Here is a 17,689-nt window from a genome sequence, read left to right on the forward strand (position 1 = left end):
TCCCACGCCCGTAAGGCAAGCGCTTCCTGTATTGAGCGTCCTGTACTGAACGGAGAACAGTCATGGCCCAAGCCGCAGCCGTGGCGAAACCGCCCGCGCCACCCCGGCGGCGCCCTGCCTCCGCGACCCCGCGCAGGCTCCCGTATCTGCTGATCGCCCCGGCCGCGCTGCTCATGCTGGGCTTCATCGCCTACCCGGTCATCAGCGTCTTCTACTACAGCCTGCAGAACTACAACCCCACCAAGCCATGGCGCAACGGCTTCGCGGGCCTCGACAACTTCACCCACGCCTTCACCAACGACCCCCAGTTCTGGGACACGTTGACCTTCAGCGCCAAGTGGGTCGTCGTAGAGGTGGGCCTCCAGCTCCTCTTCGGGCTCGCCCTCGCACTGATCGTCAACCAGACCTTCGTGGGCCGGTCCATCGGCCGCGCGCTGGTGTTCTCCCCCTGGGCCGTGTCGGGCGTCCTGACCTCCGCGATCTGGGTGCTGCTCTACAACTCGCAGACGGGCGTGACCCGTTATCTCGCGGACATGGGAATCGGCCAGTACGGCACGAGTTGGCTCTCCGACCCCTCAACCGTCTTCTCCGCAGCGGTCGTTGCGGACCTCTGGCGGGGCGTCCCCTTCTTCGCGATCCTCATCCTCGCCGACCTCCAGTCCGTGTCGAAGGACCTCTACGAGGCCGCCGAGGTGGACGGCGCGAGCCGCTTCAAGCAGTTCGTCCACATCACCCTGCCGCACCTCAAGGACGCGATCGTGCTGTCCACGCTGCTGCGCGCGGTCTGGGAGTTCAACAACGTCGACCTCCTCTACACCCTGACCGGCGGCGGCCCGGCCGGCGAGACGACCACGCTCCCGCTCTACGTCGCCAACACCAGCGTGGAAGCACACAACTTCGGCTACGCGTCGGCCCTCACCACGGTCGCGTTCGTGATCCTTCTCTTCTTCTCGATCGTCTATCTGCGCCTGAGCAAGTTCGGAGGCGGCGACAAGTGATCACCGAGATCGCCCCGGCCCGTGAGCGGGAGTCCGCCGCACCGCAGCAGCCGCGCAAGGTCCGCCGCGCCTGGGACGAGGTCCCGCGCTGGCAGATCTACGTCCCCCTGGGGATCTACCTCGTCTTCACCCTGATCCCCTTCTACTGGATCCTGCTCTTCGCGTTCCGCCCGGCCGGCTCGACCTCCCTGGTGCCCTGGCCGATGACCCTCGACCACTTCCAGAAGGTGTGGACCGAACGCAGCTTCGGCGTCTACTTCCAGAACAGCGTCTACGTCGGCGTCGCCACCCTGGTCCTCACCACGGTCGTCGCCCTGGCCGGCGGCTACGCGCTGGCCCGCTTCGAGTTCAGGATCAAGCGCACCTTCATGCTGGCCCTGCTCTGCTCCCAATTCGTGCCGGGCGCCCTGCTGTTGGTCCCGCTGTTCCAGATCTTCGCCAAGCTCCAGATGATCAACTCGCTGGGCAGCGTCATCATCGCGGAGACCGTCTTCCAGCTCCCGCTGTCGATGATCCTGATCAGCGGCTTCATCCGGAACGTCCCGCAGTCCCTGGAGGAGGCGGCCTGGGTCGACGGCTGCAACCGCTTCGCCGCGTTCCGTATCGTCGTCCTCCCCCTGCTGCGGCCCGGGTTGATCGCGGTCGGCTCCTTCGCCTTCGTGCACGCCTGGAACCACTTCCTCTTCGCCCTGATGTTCCTCTCCGACCAGAGCAAGCAGACCATCCCGGTCGGCCTCAACACCCTGATGAGCGCGGACAGCGTCGACCTCGGCGCGCTCGCCGCCGGCGGCATCGTCGCGGCCGTGCCCGTGGTGATCGTCTTCGCCTTCATCCAGAAGTGGCTGATCACCGGGTTCAGCGCGGGGGCGGTGAAGGGATGAGGCAACCGCTTACCCTGCTGGCGAAGATCGTCGAAGCAGGGAGAATCCCATGACCCGCCCGAACGGTGCCACCACCGTTTCCACACCCGTCCCCGTCGTCCTCGCCGGCGCCCGCGGCCACGGCCGCTGGCACGTCGAGAACATCCGCCGGCTCCAGGACAAGGGGCTCGTACGCCTCGTCGGCATCTGCGAGCTGACCCCGCTGACCGAGGAGGAGTTCGGCGGCGAACTCCCGGCCCAGACCCCGGACTTCGGCGAACTCCTCGACTCCACCGGCGCCCGGGTGGCCGTGGTCTGCACCCCGATCCCGACCCACACGGACCTCGCCCTGGCCGCCGCGAAGCGGGGCGTGCACCTGCTGCTGGAGAAGCCGCCCGCGCCCTCGTACGCCGAGTTCCGCAGGATGGCCGACGGGGTCGCCGCGGCCGGAGTGGTCTGCCAGATCGGCTTCCAGTCGCTCGGCTCGCACGCCGTCCCCGCGATCCGCGAACTGATCGCCAAGGGCACCATCGGCACCCTCACCGGGGTCGGCGGGGCCGGTGCCTGGGCGCGCGACGAGGCGTACTACCGGCGCGCCCCATGGGCGGGCAAGCGGCGCCTCAACGGCGTCGACGTGATCGACGGCGCGCTGACCAACCCCCTCGCGCACGCCGTCGCCACCGCCCTCGCTCTCAACGGCACGACCCGCGCCGAGGACGTCGCCCGCATCGAGACCGAACTCGTGCGCGCCAACGACATCGAGTCCGACGACACCTCCTGCGTCCGCGTCACCACCGCCCAGGGCCGCCCGGTCACCGTCGCCGTGACCCTGTGCGCCGAACACCCCGGCGAGCCCTATGTGCTGGTGCACGGCAGCGAGGGCCGGATCACCTACTGGTACAAGCAGGACCGAGTCCTGCTCCAGCGGGCGGGCCACGGCCCGGAGGAGTTCGAGTACGGCAGCACGGACCTGCTGGAGAACCTGGTCGCCCATCTCGTCGACGGCGAAGCCCTGTTGGTGGAACCGGACTCGACGGGCGCCTTCATGAAGGTCGTCGAAGCGATCCGCCTGGCCCCCGACCCGGCCCAACTCCCCACCGATGCCTGGCACTTGCTGACCGCCGAGAACCGCCGGGTCGTCCCCGGCATCGACGCACTGGTCACGGCGGCGGCCGACACCCTCGCCCTCTACTCCGAGCTGGGCGCCTCCTGGGCCCCACCGAAAGAGGTGAGCACCTGATGATCACCCATGACACACCGGTGCTGCGCGTCGCGGGCCGCCCGGTCGCCCGGTACGTCACCCGGCCCGAGCTGCCCGTCCGGCTCTCCCCGCGCCCGTATCTGCACCCCGTAACCACCTTGTCCGGTACGGCGGTCACCGAGCTGAGCCCCGTCGACCACACCCACCACCTCGGCGTCGGTGTCGCCGTTCCCGACGTCGAGGGGCACAACTTCTGGGGCGGGCGGACGTACGTCCGCGACGAGGGGCCGCTGGAACGGGACAACCACGGCGCCCAACGCCACTCCGCCTTCCAGCTCCGCGACCCCGACGGCTTCGTCGAGGAACTCCGCTGGGTGGCCTCCGGTGCCGAGCTGCTGCACGAACGCCGTACGGTCGCCGCCACCGAACTCACCGACACCGCCTGGGCGTTGGACTTCACCTTCTCGCTCACGAACGTGACGCCCGACCCCCTGTCGATCGGCAGCCCCGCCACCAACGGCCGCCCCGGAGCCGCGTACGGCGGCTTCTTCTGGCGGGGCCGCAAGGAGGCGGAGACCCCGCACGTCTTCACCGCCGACCGCGAGGGTGAACCGGCCGTCCACGGCGCCCGCGCCGACTGGCTCGCCCTCACCGGCACCGGCTGGACCCTGGTCTTCGCCGGCGCCACGGACCGCTCCCGCCAGGATCCGTGGTTCGTCCGCACCGCCGAATACCCGGGTGTGGGCTCGTCGTTGGCCTCGGACGAGCGGCTGCCGATCCCGCCCGGCGACACGGTCGTACGACGGATCGTCACCGTCGTCGCGGACGGCAGCCTGGACCGGGGCGAGGCGGCGGTACTGGTGCGGAAGGCGGTCGGCCAGTGACCCCCGATACGTACACCAACCCCGTTCTGAACGCCGACTGGTCCGACCCGGACGTCATCCGCGTCGGCGACGACTTCTACCTCACCGCGTCCAGCTTCGGCCGCGTACCGGGCCTGCCGCTGCTGCACTCCCGCGACCTGGTGAACTGGACCCTGATCGGCCACGCCCTCCAACGCCTCGAACCGGCGCGGGAGTTCAGGTCCCCCCGCCACGACTGCGGCGTCTGGGCCCCCGCGTTGAGACACCACGACGAACGCTTCTGGATCTTCTGGGGCGACCCGGACCAGGGCATCTTCCAGATCAACGCCCCCGAGATACGCGGCCCTTGGACCCGCCCCCACCTCCTCAAGGAAGGCAAGGGCCTGATCGACCCGTGCCCCTTGTGGGACGAGGACAACGACGAGGCCTACCTCGTCCACGCCTGGGCCAAGTCCCGCGCGGGCATCAACAACCGCCTCACCGGCCACCGTATGCACCCCGACGGCACGACCCTGCTCGACGACGGCAAGGTGATCGTCGACGCGGACCACCTCCCCGGCTGGTTCACGCTGGAGGGCCCCAAGGTCCACCGCCACGACGGCTGGTTCTGGATCCTCGCGCCCGCAGGGGGAGTCGAGACCGGCTGGCAGGGCGCGTTCCGCTCCCGCGGCTTCTTCGGACCGTACGAGGAGAAGGTCGTCCTGGAACAGAAGGACACCGACGTCAACGGCCCCCACCAGGGCGCTTGGGTGCGCACCTCGTCCGGCGAGGACTGGTTCCTGCACTTCCAACAGCGCGGCGCCTACGGCCGAGTTGTCCACCTCCAGCCGATGAGCTGGGGTGACGACGGCTGGCCGGTCATCGGCGACGCGGGCGCCCCCGTAGCCGTACACCGGAAACCGGACCTCCCGCCGCAGCCGCCCGCGGCGCCCGCCACCGACGACGACTTCCCCGGCGGACGGTACGGCCGCCAGTGGCAGTGGACGGCGAACCCGCAGGACGGCTGGGCCACCCACCACTCGGGCGACGGACTGCGACTGACCTGCGCACGCTCCGCCGACGCACACGACCTGCGCAGGCTGCCGAACCTCCTCACCCAGCGGCTGCCGGGCACGCCTGTTGCGGTGGAGGTGGAACTCCGGCTGCACAGCGAGGAGTTGTGGGCGCGCGCCGGACTTGCCGTGCTCGGCGACGCCTACAGCTGGATCGGACTCCAGCGGGGCGCGGACGGGCTGGTGCGATTCGTCCACCGCTTCGCCGAGCCGGTCGCCATGGGGGCACCTCCCACGCCTTTCGGGCAGTGGGGGAGCGAACGGGACGCGGGGGAGTCCTGTCTCGCACCCGACGGCCGGGTCCGGCTGCGGATCGAGATCGGTGCCGGGGCGCGGTGCCGCTTCTTCTACGACGTCGGGGACGGGCCGCGGCCCAGTGGCCAGGTCTTCGCCGCCACCCCCTGGCGCTGGGTCGGCGCCCTGCTCGGGCTCTTCGCGCTCGCGCCCGTCGGCACGGGACATGCCGGCGCGGCCGTGTTCACGCGGTTCCGGATCAGTTCTCTCCACTAACTCGCCCTGCCCGTACGCCTGTTGGGAGTCGCAATGACGCACCTCCGTAGCAAGCGCTTGCCAGTCGCTGCCAGTGACCTCGTCACCCCGTTGGATCCACAAGAAGAGAGCCGACCAATGAGCCGACCTATGAAGACCAGCATCCGCAGAAGCCGGCGGGCCGCGATGGCCGTCGCCCTGGGCTCTGTGCTCGCGCTGACCGCCACTGCCTGCGGCGACGACGGCAGCGGCGGCGCGGGGGACAAGGGCGACGAGGGCTCAGGCAAGGGCACGATCACCTTCTGGGACAACAACGGCGGTGTCCGTACCGACATCTGGAAGCAGATCATCGCGGACTTCGAGAAGAAGAACCCCGACATCAAGGTCAAGTACGTCGGGATACCGGCCGCGAGCGCCCAGTCCAAGTACGACACCGCCATCCAGGGCGGCGGACTGCCCGATGTCGGCGGTGTGGGGACCGCGGTGCTCGCCGAGGTCGCGGTGCAGGGGGCGCTCGAGCCGTTGGACAGCCGGCTCAAGTCCAGCGCGCTGAACGGCAAGTTGAGCCAGAACCTGCTCGACGTGAGCAAGTCCGCGGGCGGTGGGGACACGCTGTACCAGATCCCGACCTCCGCCAACAACGGCACGCTGTGGTACCGCACCGACCTGTTCAAGGCGGCCGGTCTGGACGCGCCGACCACCTGGTCCAAGTTCTACGCCGCCGCCGACAAGCTCACCGACAAGGCCAAGAACAAGTTCGGCTTCACCATTCGGGGCGGTGAGGGGTCCATCGCGCCGGCCCTCGACGCGGTGTACGGGCAGACCGGGATCACCTCGTTCTGGAACGGCGACAAGACGACGGTCAACGACCCGAAGAACGTTGCCGCGTTGGCGAAGTACGTGAGCCTGTTCAAGAAGGACACTCCGTCCGCCGACCTCAACAACGACTTCACCAAGATGGTCGCGCAGTGGGACAGCGGCACGATCGGGATGCTGAGTCACAACCTCGGGTCGTATCAGGACCATCTGAAGGCGCTGGGCGCGGAAAAGTTCAAGGGAATTCCGAATCCGACGCTGGACGACGGCACCCGCGTGCAGATCTCCAACCCTGTTGACGGGCTGAGTCTGTTCAAGTCCAGCAAGAACAAAGAGGCGGCCTGGAAGTTCATCGAGTTCGCCGTTTCCGCGGCGGAGAACTCCAAGTTCAACGAGTCGGCGGGGCAGGTGCCGGCGAACACGGAGGCGGCTCGCTCCGCGTGGATTCAGAAGTCAGAGCCCACGCGGTTGGCGGCGGAGGCGCTGAACGGGGCGTCCACGAAGATTGTGCAGCTGCCGTATTACCTGCCGGACTGGAACACGATCTCCAAGGCGGACAACGAGCCGAACTTCCAGAAGCTGTTGCTGGGGAAGATGACGGCGAAGGAGTTTCTGGACACGTTGGCCGACCAGTTGAACAAGGCTCAGGCGGACTGGAAGCAGAACCACTGAGCTCGGGTGGTTTCGGGTTGTGGGGGGCTGCGGGCCGGTGGGGGCTGGTCGCGCCGAAGCGGCGGAGCCGCATATTCGAAACAGGCCCGCGCCCCTGAAGGACAAAAGACCGGAAGGTGAGCCAGTAGTGTCTCTTACCCGGCGCCAAATCGCGTTAGGTGCTCTTGCCGCCGTTCCATTGCGAGGCGGTGGTCGACGTGATCACACCCTCTACATCGCCGGTGATTCCACCGCCGCCCAGAAGTACTCCACCGAAGCGCCCGAGACCGGGTGGGGAATGGCCCTTCCCTTCTTTCTGCGACGCGGAGTGAAAGTCGCCAACCAAGCCGTGAACGGGCGGAGTTCGAAGAGTTTCGTCGACGAAGGGCGGCTGGACGCAATCCTCGCCGCCATTCGGCCCGGTGATCTTCTCCTCGTCCAGTTCGCGCACAACGACGAGAAGATCGCCGATCCGACCCGCTACACCGAGCCCTGGACGACGTACCAGGACTATCTGCGGCTCTACATCGAAGGGGCCAGGGCTCATGGCGCCCGGCCCGTCCTCGCCACCCCCGTCGAGCGCCGCAGGTTCGACGCCGATGGCAACGCCCTTCCCACGCACGGCGATTACCCGGCGGCGATGCGTGCGCTCGCCCAGGAAGAGCGGGTCGCGCTGCTCGACATCGAGGCGCTGTCGCTGGCGTTGTGGCAGCGGCTCGGGGTCGAGGAGACGAAGGTCTACTTCAACTGGACCGACACCGAGCAGGACAACACGCACTTCAATCCGCCCGGCGCGATCGCCGTGGCGCGGCTCGTGGCGCGGGAGTTGGCGCGTACCCGGGTGCTCGCACCACGTGATGTCGTCCGGCTGCGCGACGAGATTCCCACGTCCTGGATCACCTGGCCCGAGGCGGCGGACGCCTCGGACGTCCTCTGAGCAAGGAGACCCGCACAGTGCATTCATTTATATGTCATGGACGCGTCATAGCTTCGCTGGTGGGGTGCACGGCGCTCGCCCTCGCCCTCACCGGCACCACCGCCCAGGCCCATCCGCGCAGCCTCGCCCGTGAGACCCTCGGCGCCGGTGATGGCTGGGCCTCCTACGGCACCGGCACCAGCGGCGGTGCCGCCGCCACCCCCGACCACGTCTACACCGTCTCCAACTGGACCGATTTCAAGGCCGCGTTGGCCGCCGGCGGCACCGCGCCGAAGGTCATCAGGGTCAAGGGGATCATCGACGCCAACGCCGAGGGCTGCGACTCCTTCGCCGCGCCCGGCTACGACTTCGCGCAGTACCTCGCCACCTACGACCCCGCCGTCTGGGGCTACGACCAGAACCTCGACAACGAGCCCGCCGACAGCCCCGAGGGCCTGCGCCGGGTCTCCGCCGCCAACCAGAACACCGCCATCAAGGCGTTCGTGCCCTCCAACACCACCATCATCGGTATCGGCAAGAACGCCGGATTCAAGGGCGCCAGCCTGCAGGTCACGGCCGTCGACAACGTCATCGTCCGCAACCTCGCCTTCGAGAGCCCCCTCGACTGCTTCCCGCAGTGGGACCCGACCGACGGTGACACCGGCAACTGGAACTCCGAGTACGACAGCGCCGTGATCTACGGGTCCACCCATGTGTGGCTGGACCACAACACGTTCACGGACGGCGACCACCCCGACAGCTCACTGCCCACCTACTACGGGCGCATCTTCGAGCAGCACGACGGCGAACTCGACATCGTCAAGGGCGCCGACTACGTCACCGCCTCCTGGAACGTCTTCTCCGACCACGACAAGACGATCCTCATCGGCAACAGCGACGGCGCTTCAACCGCCGCGGTCGACCGGGGACATCTGAAGGTCACGCTCCACCACAACCTGTTCTCCAACCTCGTCGAGCGCGCGCCCCGCGTCCGCTTCGGCCAAGTCGACTCCTACAACAACCACTTCGTCGCCGAGCCCGGATACGGCTACAGCTACGGCATCGGCAAGGAGTCCCAACTCGTCGCGGAACACAACGCGTTCACGGTCCCGGCCGGCATCTCCGAGGCCACCATGCTCAAGAAGTGGTCCGAGGCGCCGCTCACCGCAGACGACAACTACGTCAACGGCGAGCTCACCGACCTGATCGCCGTCCACAACGCCGGTGTGCCCAGTGAGATCCTCCAGTCCGGCGCGGGTTGGACACCGACCCTGCGCACCAAGGTCGACCCCGTGCGTGCCGTGCCGTTCCTCGTCGACCACAACGCCGGTGCGGGCCGCCTGCGCTGACCCCTCGTCATCTCGTCATAAGGAGCACCCGCATGCCCTTGCACGAGCACCTCCAACGACCCCTGACCAGACGGGGGTTCCTAGCGGCGGGCGCGGTCGCCACCGCCGGCGCCCTGCTCGGCCTCGCCCCGGCCCCCGCTGGGCCCCGACCGTTCGGCCGCTACGGCTCACCGGCCGCGCGCCTCACCCCGCTCACCCTCTACGTCGACCCGCGCGGCCGGGGCGACTTCACGACCGTCCGGGCCGCCGTCACCGCCGCGACCGGCGCCAGGTACACCCTGGTCATCGCGCCCGGTGTCTACCGCGAGACGGTCACCGTCGGTGTCACCGACCCGGCCACCGGCCAACTCACCGACGCGGCAAGCGAGATGACCTGGCTCGGCGCCGGCGCGGACCCCCGTGCCGTCGTCATCGTCTACGACAACGCCAACGGGACGCGGAAACCCGACGGTTCGGGCACCTACGGCACCTCCGGCTCGGCCACCACCCTCATCCGCACCGACGGCTTCACCGCCCGCCGGATCACCTTCGCCAACGACTGGCTGCGCGCCGAGCACCCCGACATCACGGGCACGCAGGCGGTCGCGATCAAGGTGCAGGGCGACCGTTCGGCGTTCTTCGACTGCCACTTCCTCGGGCATCAAGACACCCTGTACGCCGACTCGTCGGCCCTCGGCGTCTTCGCCCGGCAGTACTACGCGCGCTGCTACGTCGAGGGAGACGTCGACTTCGTCTTCGGGCGCGCGACCGCCGTCTACGACCACTGCCACTTCCGTACCCTGAACCGCACCGACCTGGCGACGGCACCGTACGGCTTCGTCTTCGCGCCCTCCACAGCGGTCGCCAACCCGCGCGGATACCTGGTGACACACAGCCGCGTGAGCAGCCAAGCCCCGGACCGCTACTACAAGTTGGCCCGCCCCTGGGTGCCCGGCTCGGACACCACCGCCCGTCCGATGCTCACCGTGCGGGAGACGGCACTCGGTGCGGGGATCGACGCGGTGGCGCCGTACACCAACATGTCGGACGCCTATCCCTGGCAGAGCCAGCGGTTTGCCGAGTACCGCAACACGGGCCCGGGCGCGCTGATCGGCGTCCCGGAGAACCGTCCTCAACTCACCGCCGAGCAGGCCGAGTCGGCGACACGAGAGGTCTACCTCGGCGACTGGAAGCCGGGGCGGCGATGACCCTGCGCAGACGCACACTCCTGACGGGGATCGCCGGGGGACTGGTGGCCGCCGGTGCCGCGCCCGCCGTAGCCCTCGACCGGCGCCGCGTGCTGCACGTCCGGCCCGGCGGCTCGGTGCAGGCGGCCGTGGACGCGGTGGAGGGCAGCGGCTGGACGATCGTCGTACACCCGGGGACATACCGGGAGGTCGTCAACGTGCCTGCGGGGGCAGGTGAGTTGACCTTGCGCGGTGCCACCCGTGATCCGCGTGACGTCGTCATCGTCTACGACAACGCCAACGGGACGCAGAAGCCGGACGGTTCGGGGACGTACGGCACGGCGGGCTCCGCGACCTTCACCTCGACGGCGCCCGGGCTGACCGTCCGCGACCTCACGCTCGCCAACGACTGGCTGCGCGCCGACCATCCGGAGGTCACGGGCACGCAGGCGGTGGCCGCGTATGTGACGGGCGACCGTTCGCGGTTCTCGCACGTCCGGCTGCTGGCCCACCAGGACACGCTGTTCGTGGACACGACGGCGCTGGAGGCGTTCAACCGGCAGTACTTTTCCCGCTGTTACGTCGAGGGGGACGTCGACTTCGTCTTCGGGCGGGCCACCGCCGTCTTCGCGGACTGCCACTTCCACACCCTCCAGCGGGACGTGACGTTCACGCCGAAGGGCATGGTCTTCGCCCCCTCCACCGCCCGCGCCAACCCGTACGGCATCCTCGCGGTCCGCTCGCGGATCACCTCCGGCGCCGAGGACGCCGCGTACAAGCTGGCCCGGCCGTGGGTCCCGTCGTACGAGACGACGGCCTGGCCGTCCCTCGTCGTGCGGGACACCCGGATCGGGCCCGGCATCGACCCGGTCGCGCCCTACACGAACATGCGCGACACCTACCCCTGGCAGTCGATGCGCTTCCACGAGTACCGCAACACGGGCCCGGGTTCCGTGGCCACCGTCCCGGAGAACCGGCCCCAACTCACGGCCGCCGATGCCGCGTTGCACACCCCCGCGACCTATCTCGGCGACTGGCGTCCCTGAAGTCCCCCCATCCGCAGGAGAACGACGAAAGGACCGCACTCCTATGTCTCGTCGTACCGCTCTCACCCTGGCCACGGCCCTGGCGCTCGGCGCCGGCCTCGCCGTACTCCCCACCCAGGCCCAGGCCGCCACGGTCGTCGTCGACACGACCGCCGAACTGACCAGCGCGATCTCAACCGCCACCGCGGGCACGGTCATTCAGGTGCGCGGCGGCACGTACTACCCGACGGCCACCCTCCAGTCCACGACCAACGGCACGTCGTCCTCGCCCGTCACGCTCACCGCGTACGGCTCGGAGACGGTCAAGATCGACGGCTCGTCGCTGCCGTCCGGCTCCTGGATCTTCAAGCTCACCGCCGACTACTGGAACGTCTCCAACATCACCTTCCAGAACTCCCCGGACAGCGCGGTCGTCTGCCAGTCCTGCACCGGCACCAACTGGAACAACGTCAAGACCATCAACGGCGGCGACTCCGGCTTCACGCTCACCGGCGACGGCACCGTCAACAACACGGTCAAGAACCTCGACTCGTACGGCAATTACGACGCCGCCACGCACGGGCAGAACGCGGACGGGGTCGCCATCAAGTTCGGTTCCGGCACCGGCAACCTCGTCACCGGCGCCCGCCTGTACAACAACTCGGACGACGGCATCGACCTCTGGTCCTTCTCGTCGCCGGTCACCATCGAGCACAGCTGGTCCTTCGGCAACGGGGTCAACCGCTGGGGCGACTCCGCCTTCGAGGGCAACGGCAACGGTTACAAGCTGGGCGGCAACGGCGTCACCGTGGCCCACGTCGTCAACAACTCGGCCGCCTGGGGCAACGCGGGCAACGGCTTCACCGAGAACTCCAACACCGGCTCGATCGTCATCAACCGCACCACCGCGTACGCCAACAGCAAGTGGGGCTACTACTTCGCCACCAGCTCCGCCAAGCTCGGCAAGAACCTCGCGGTGAGCAACGGCGGCGGCTCGGTCACCAAGGGCTCCGCGGTCACCTCGGCCGGCAACAACTGGGACTCCGGCGTCTCCACCCCGTCCTTCGTCTCCACGGACGCGTCGACGACGTACAACGCCCGTTCGTCGAGCGGCACTTTGCCGGCGACGACGTTCCTGACGACGGGGAGCACGACGATCGGCGCGACGATGAACTGACCTGTGAGGTGGGCCCGGTTCGGGTGTCCCGGGGCTGGGCCCACGTCCTCGGCGGACCGTCGCGTTCGACTGGGTGCGAATCCCTTGCTGCCCTCAGTAGTAGTCCTCGCGTGTGCGCAGCTGTCCTGTCGGTTCGAGCTGCTCCCGGCGGAACTGGATCAGGGCGTCGTCACCGTCGAGCAGCACCGCGTAGGCGGGTGCGGTCCCGTCGTCCGCCGGCTCCGAGATTCCCAGGATCGCGCCCACCTTGCCCAGTGACTCGGGCCTGTCGGGCGAGTCCACCACGCGTACCTCCGCGTAGAACTCAAGGGCGTCTTCCATGGTGCTGTGGGTCCTTTCTCACTTGTGCGTGATCTCCCCGTCGAGGGACACGTTCAGATGGCTGCCGTCTCTGCTGAGCCAGCCGAGTTTGGCCCTGCCCAGCTTGCTCAACTGGACATCCCACTCGAAGGGCTGCCCGGCCGTCCGGGACGGGCCCTTGATCCACTCATTACCGAATCTGTCGACATAGCCCTTCCGGGTGCCCCGCGGCAGTCCCGCGTTCACCGACACGTCCTTCGGCGGCACGAACCGGATCCGTCCGCTGTGCGGCAGTTGGGCGTCCTTGAGGAGCCCCTTCACGCCGGTCCGCGGCGTCGGGGCGACCTCTTCGCACTTCAGACCCAGTGGGTCCACCAGCAGGAGTGGTGAATCGACGTAGGCGTAGTGGTCGGGAGCGGGGTCCAGTCCCAGGGGATCGGGACTCGCGTACCGGGCGGTCTCCGGATCGTAGTAGCGGAAGTAGTTGTAGTTCAGGCCCGTTTCCGAGTCCGCGTACTGGCCGGGGAAACGGAGCACGCACTGGACGGATTCGGCGTCGTCCGTCACGGCGGGAAAACGGGTGCCCCACAGAGTCGTCCGCCGCTGCCACACCACGTCGCCGTCGGCCGTCACCAGCTCGGTGGGGGTTCCGGCGGTGTCGGTCACGACGGCGTACAGGCGGGCGCCGCCCTCCGCGGTCGTCTCCGCTGCGAGCCGGGCCAGGAAGGAGCCGGAGGCGGAGCCCGGCGCGGGCGTGTGCTCGGTCTGGGCGATCGCCCGGTGGGTGTCCGGCGCGTGGTCCCAGGTGGTGACCTCGCCGTCCGGGCCGGTCTGTTCGGCGAGGCGGGTGTCGTCCCAGGTGAACTCGATGGTGCCGGCCGCGGTGCCGTCCTCGGCGACGCGCTGTTTGGAGAGCCGGCGGCCGAGGGGGTCGTAGGCGTAGCGCCAGCGCTCTCCCTCCGGGGTGACCGCCTCGGTCAGTCTGTCCGCCGCGTCCCAGGTGTAGGTCCACGTCAGCTTCTGCCCGTTGAGCAGCTTGCGGGTCCTGCGGACGAGCCGGCCCTGGGCGTCGTACGCGTACGCGGTGCGGCCCGCGCGGTGGATCAGCGTGCCCTCGTACTCACGCTCGCCGGTCGCTTCATGCGCGGGCGCGGCGGCCTGAACGATGGTGCCCGCGCTGTCGTACGCGTACGTCTCGGTCCAGCCGTGCGCGCGTACCCCCGTGACGCGGCCCATCCCGTCCACGTCGAAGCGGCGGGTGCCGGAGGTCAGTTCGCGGATCTCGGAGAGAGCGCCGTCGGCCCGGTAGGCATAGGAGCGATGCTGGAGGACGTGGTCCGTCGTCCTGGTGTCGGACGCCGACTGCAGAGTCTGGGTGATGAGGCGGTCGCCCAGGTCCCAACGCTGCGCGAGGGTCACCCGCTCGCCCAGCCGGCGCCCCGTCTCACGGCCGGCCGCATCGTAGGAGAACGTCAGCGTCCCCGCCCCGTTGCGGAATTCGGTCGCACGGTCCGCCGGGTCGTAGCACCACTCGGAGACCAGCCCGGACGGTGTGACGCGCCGCGTGCGACGCCCGATGGCGTCGTACGCGAACCGGGTCGTGCGGCCGTCGACCGTCTCGGACAGAATCCGGCCCAGCGCGTCGCGTTCCCACACAACGCCGCTGTCCGGGTTGGCCGCGTGCGAGAGGCCACCGCCCGCGCCGTACGCGTACGTCACGACCTCGTCGGTGCCGTTGTGCTGCTCCACGATCCGCCCGCGTACGTCCCGGGTGAAGCGCAGCGTCTCTCCGGCCCCGTTCGTACGGCTGGTCAACTGCCCCGCCCCGTCGTGCGCGTACGTCAGCGTCCGCCCGTCGAAGTCGGTCTCCGCGGTCAGCCGCCCGGCCTCGTCGTAGGTGTACGACCACGTCAGTCCCCGCGGACTAGTCACTTCCGTGAGCCGCAGCTCCGTGTCGTACGCGAACTCGTACCGTGCCCCGTCAGGGTCGGTCCGTGAGGCGGGCACGTCGAAGTGGGTTGAGGAGTGCCGAGTGACGTTGCCCGCAGGGTCCGTGTGGGCGAGGAGGTTGCCCTCCGCGTCCCACGTCCACGACTCCCGTGCCCCGTCGGCCGGTTCGCGCCAGGACGGCTTGCCCTCCGGGGTCCAGCCCATCCGGGTGGTGTGGCCCAGCGGATCGGTGATCGCGGTGATCCGGCCGAAGGAGTCCCGGCGGATCGACGTCGTGTGGCCCAACTCGTCGGTCAGGGACACCGGGAGACCGGCCGCGTCGTACGCGACCGTCCGCGTGTGGCCCAACGCGTTGGTGATCGAGGTCGGGTGGCCCGGCGCGTCGTATGCGTAACGGGTCTCCGCGCCGGTCGGGTCGACCGTCGCCAGCAGGTTGCCCCGTTCGTCGTACGTGTGCCGCCACACGACCCCGCCCGGCTCCACGACCTCCGTCGGCAGACCGAGCGCGTTGTACTCGGCTCGCGCCAACGAGCCGTCGGGCAGGGTGAGTTCGGTGAGGTTGCCCGCGTCGTCGTAGGCGTACCGGGTCGTGCGGCCCAGCGGATCCGTGACCGCGACGGGCCGCGCGCCGTACCCGTCCCAGCGCGTGCGCGTGACGTTGCCCAGCGGGTCCGTCTCCTCCTCGACCAGGCCCTCCGCGTTGTGGCGGTGCGTGGAGACGCGGCCCTGCGAGTCGGTGTACGTCGTCGTGCGTGACGTGTCGTCGTAGGTGAGGGCGCCGGACAGGATGCCGTCCACGCCCTCGGTACGGACGACCCGGCCCCGCTCGTCGTAGACGTAGGCGAACCAAGTCCCGTTCCGGTCCGTCCACTTGGTGACCCGGCCCTGCTCGTCGTACGCGAACCGCAGTGGCTCCCCACTGGAGTTGACGACCTCCGTGAGATTGCCGGCGCCGTCGTAGCCGTAGCGCATCACGACCGTGCCCTCGCCCACCGGACCGTCCGGGCCGTAGCGCGACGGGGGTTCGTCGAGCAGGCGCAACGCCGTGATGCGGGGGCCGGTCGTGTCGACGGCGACGTAGTAGCCGCCGGAGTGGCGGAGCCCGAACGGGACGCCCTCGTCGTCGCGTTCGACGTCGACGCGGTGGCCGTTGCGGTCGCTCCAGGAGTCCAGCGCGAGGTGGAAGACGCCGAAGGTGGAGGAGGGGACCGGGGCGGCGAAGGTGCGGACGACTCCTGTCGCCGGGTCGGTGATCGTCATGGCGCTGTCCGGCTTGCCGTCCCATTCCAGCGGCCAGCGCACGCCCTTCACCGGCATGGTCGGCACGCCCGGTTCCGGGACCGGATAGACCAGGCGCATACCGTCCGCCGCGGCGAACACCACGCCCTCACCGTCGATTTGAAGGCACTCGTCGAGAGTGGAGATCCAGGTCGGGCCGAAGCAGACGCCACCGCGATACGAAGACAGGTGGGTGCGGGTGAACTCCAGCGGCAGGCTCCCCGGCAACGCCAGGTCCGTCGCCGTCATCAGCATCGCGCCGGTCGCCACGTCGATCGGCTCGCCCACACAGGGGGTGCGGTCGGCGTTGCGGGCCGCCGGGCCGAGTTCGACCAGGTCGGGGCGGAGCGAGGGCGGTCGGAGCAGCAGCGGTGTCGTATCGCTGAACGCGCCCTCGATGCCCGCCTTGACGACCCCGCCGCCCGCGCCCAGCGCGCCGCCGAAGAGCATGCCGTCCTCGGCGGCCTGGTTGACCTCGTCGAGGCTGAAGCCCTGTTGCAGGCCCGTCGCCATCTTCAGCGGCTGGGCCACGGCCAGGTCGACGGTCACCGACTCGATCCCGCCGAACGCGGCGGCGACCAGCGTGCCGCCGGCGATCTCGGCGATCGTCGTGGAGACCGCGACCCCCAGCCCGGCACCGAACTCGATGACCAGGTCGGCCGCGGCGACCGCCGCGCCGGAGGCCAGGCCCGCGGTGAAGAAGGCCAGCGCCACCCCGCCCGCGATCACGGCCGCGTCGATGCCGATCTGCGTCCAGAGCTTGTTGATGGCGTCGTCGATCGCGTCGGCGAACTTCTCGAGCGCGGTGGCCATTTCACGCCCGGAGTCGGCGAGGTCCTTCAGCCAGCCGCTGTCCTTGTCCTTGGCGTAGCGGCCCCAGAACTTCCCGAACGCCTCGATCGACTCGCCCGTGTTGTTGTGGATGATCGACGACGCGCTCTGGTTGACCGGGCCGCGCACGTCGTCCACGGCGCCCGCGAACGTACGCCAGGCAGTCGCCGCCGACCGCAGCTTCTCGGAGTCGGCCTCCGGCCACCACATGCCCAGATCGAGCAGGATTTTCCGGGCCTCGTCCTCAACGCTCACCGGCACCGTCCGACTTGGTGACCTTCACTTCGGTGAACATCCCGGCGATCAACTCGTCGTTGTCGACATGACCGTCCGCCATGTCGGCCATCGCCTCGTGAATGCTCGTCAGACCGAGCACCAGCGTGCCCGCCGCGCTCTCGATCTTCTTCTGCAGCGGCTTGTAGGAGTCGCCGAACTCCTTGCCCTGTTTGTCGTTTCCCCAAGGCTCGCCCAGCCCGTCGAGGGACTTCACCAGCGCGGTCAGTGCCTTGCCCAGGTCAACTGCCGCCGTCTGGAAGTCCGGTGCCGCCCGCTTGATGTCGGCGGTCTTGATGTCGAGAACCCTGGTCGGATCCTTGCCGTCACCCATCGCGCGTTCCCCCGTTCGCAGTCGCGTCCACGACCCTAGGAGAAGTCGGCCAAGAGAAGGTCAAGTGCGTCCCATGCAGGGGTAATTCCCCGGCCTGTGTGTTGTGTATCGATCGGATAAAGGTCCTCGCGCCCGGGGGTGTGATGCGCGTAGACAGTCT

At 69.1% G+C, this 17,689-nt stretch carries 14 protein-coding genes; 11 read left to right on the plus strand and 3 right to left on the minus strand.

What is annotated here, in order from left to right:
- Positions 1 to 62 precede the first annotated feature (62 nt).
- The 11 genes from ACFXC1_RS14210 to ACFXC1_RS14260 all read left to right on the plus strand — a co-directional run bounded on the left by ACFXC1_RS14210 (position 63) and on the right by ACFXC1_RS14260 (position 12,563).
- On the plus strand, positions 63 to 998 hold the full coding sequence (locus tag ACFXC1_RS14210; protein WP_381242486.1) for a carbohydrate ABC transporter permease: 936 nt from the start codon (positions 63 to 65) through the stop codon (positions 996 to 998).
- Positions 995 to 1,879: a carbohydrate ABC transporter permease gene (locus ACFXC1_RS14215; protein ID WP_381242488.1), complete on the plus strand. Its 885-nt coding sequence runs from the start codon at positions 995 to 997 to the stop codon at positions 1,877 to 1,879. The genes ACFXC1_RS14210 and ACFXC1_RS14215 overlap by 4 nt, the downstream gene beginning before the upstream one ends.
- A gap of 49 nt (positions 1,880 to 1,928) precedes the next feature.
- Complete coding sequence (locus ACFXC1_RS14220) at positions 1,929 to 3,098, plus strand: Gfo/Idh/MocA family protein (protein WP_381242490.1); 1,170 nt, start codon at positions 1,929 to 1,931, stop codon at positions 3,096 to 3,098.
- Positions 3,098 to 3,943 carry a DUF6807 domain-containing protein gene (locus ACFXC1_RS14225; protein ID WP_381242492.1) on the plus strand — a complete coding sequence of 282 codons (846 nt, stop codon included), beginning with the start codon at positions 3,098 to 3,100 and terminating at the stop codon, positions 3,941 to 3,943. The genes ACFXC1_RS14220 and ACFXC1_RS14225 overlap by 1 nt, the downstream gene beginning before the upstream one ends.
- On the plus strand, positions 3,940 to 5,484 hold the full coding sequence (locus ACFXC1_RS14230; RefSeq protein ID WP_381242494.1) for a glycoside hydrolase family 43 protein: 1,545 nt from the start codon (positions 3,940 to 3,942) through the stop codon (positions 5,482 to 5,484). Before ACFXC1_RS14225 ends, ACFXC1_RS14230 begins: the two co-directional genes overlap by 4 nt.
- 129 nt (positions 5,485 to 5,613) lie before the next feature.
- The gene (locus tag ACFXC1_RS14235) at positions 5,614 to 6,951 is read left to right on the plus strand and encodes an ABC transporter substrate-binding protein (RefSeq protein WP_381242496.1); all 1,338 of its coding nucleotides are present in this window, start codon (positions 5,614 to 5,616) and stop codon (positions 6,949 to 6,951) included.
- Between the two features lie 127 nt (positions 6,952 to 7,078).
- Entirely contained in the window at positions 7,079 to 7,867 is a 789-nt protein-coding gene (locus ACFXC1_RS14240; RefSeq protein WP_381242498.1) for a rhamnogalacturonan acetylesterase, read from the plus strand.
- A 17-nt stretch (positions 7,868 to 7,884) separates the two neighbouring features.
- Positions 7,885 to 9,195, plus strand: a complete 1,311-nt coding sequence (locus tag ACFXC1_RS14245) for a pectate lyase family protein (protein ID WP_463293498.1) — start codon at positions 7,885 to 7,887, stop codon at positions 9,193 to 9,195.
- A gap of 32 nt (positions 9,196 to 9,227) precedes the next feature.
- Positions 9,228 to 10,382, plus strand: coding sequence for a pectinesterase family protein (locus ACFXC1_RS14250; RefSeq protein ID WP_381242502.1), 1,155 nt, complete (start codon positions 9,228 to 9,230; stop codon positions 10,380 to 10,382).
- A 2-nt stretch (positions 10,383 to 10,384) separates the two neighbouring features.
- On the plus strand, positions 10,385 to 11,407 hold the full coding sequence (locus tag ACFXC1_RS14255) for a pectinesterase family protein (protein WP_381242706.1): 1,023 nt from the start codon (positions 10,385 to 10,387) through the stop codon (positions 11,405 to 11,407).
- Positions 11,408 to 11,450: 43 nt separating this feature from the next.
- Complete coding sequence (locus ACFXC1_RS14260) at positions 11,451 to 12,563, plus strand: right-handed parallel beta-helix repeat-containing protein (RefSeq protein ID WP_381242504.1); 1,113 nt, start codon at positions 11,451 to 11,453, stop codon at positions 12,561 to 12,563.
- Between the two features lie 93 nt (positions 12,564 to 12,656).
- Here the strand turns inward: ACFXC1_RS14260 and ACFXC1_RS14265 are convergent, their stop codons facing one another.
- Genes ACFXC1_RS14265 through ACFXC1_RS14275 form a run of 3 tightly spaced genes read right to left on the minus strand, consistent with a single transcriptional unit; the run spans position 12,657 to position 17,529 of the window.
- Positions 12,657 to 12,884, minus strand: coding sequence for a hypothetical protein (locus ACFXC1_RS14265; protein ID WP_381242506.1), 228 nt, complete (start codon positions 12,882 to 12,884; stop codon positions 12,657 to 12,659).
- Between the two features lie 18 nt (positions 12,885 to 12,902).
- The gene (locus ACFXC1_RS14270) at positions 12,903 to 17,183 is read right to left on the minus strand and encodes a polymorphic toxin type 17 domain-containing protein (RefSeq protein ID WP_381242508.1); all 4,281 of its coding nucleotides are present in this window, start codon (positions 17,181 to 17,183) and stop codon (positions 12,903 to 12,905) included.
- A complete protein-coding gene (locus ACFXC1_RS14275) occupies positions 17,167 to 17,529 on the minus strand; it encodes a hypothetical protein (RefSeq protein WP_381242509.1) in 363 nt (120 codons plus the stop codon). Before ACFXC1_RS14275 ends, ACFXC1_RS14270 begins: the two co-directional genes overlap by 17 nt.
- Positions 17,530 to 17,689 lie beyond the last annotated feature (160 nt).

Source organism: Streptomyces hokutonensis (genome assembly GCF_042751305.1).
Lineage (GTDB): Bacteria > Actinomycetota > Actinomycetes > Streptomycetales > Streptomycetaceae > Streptomyces > Streptomyces hokutonensis_A.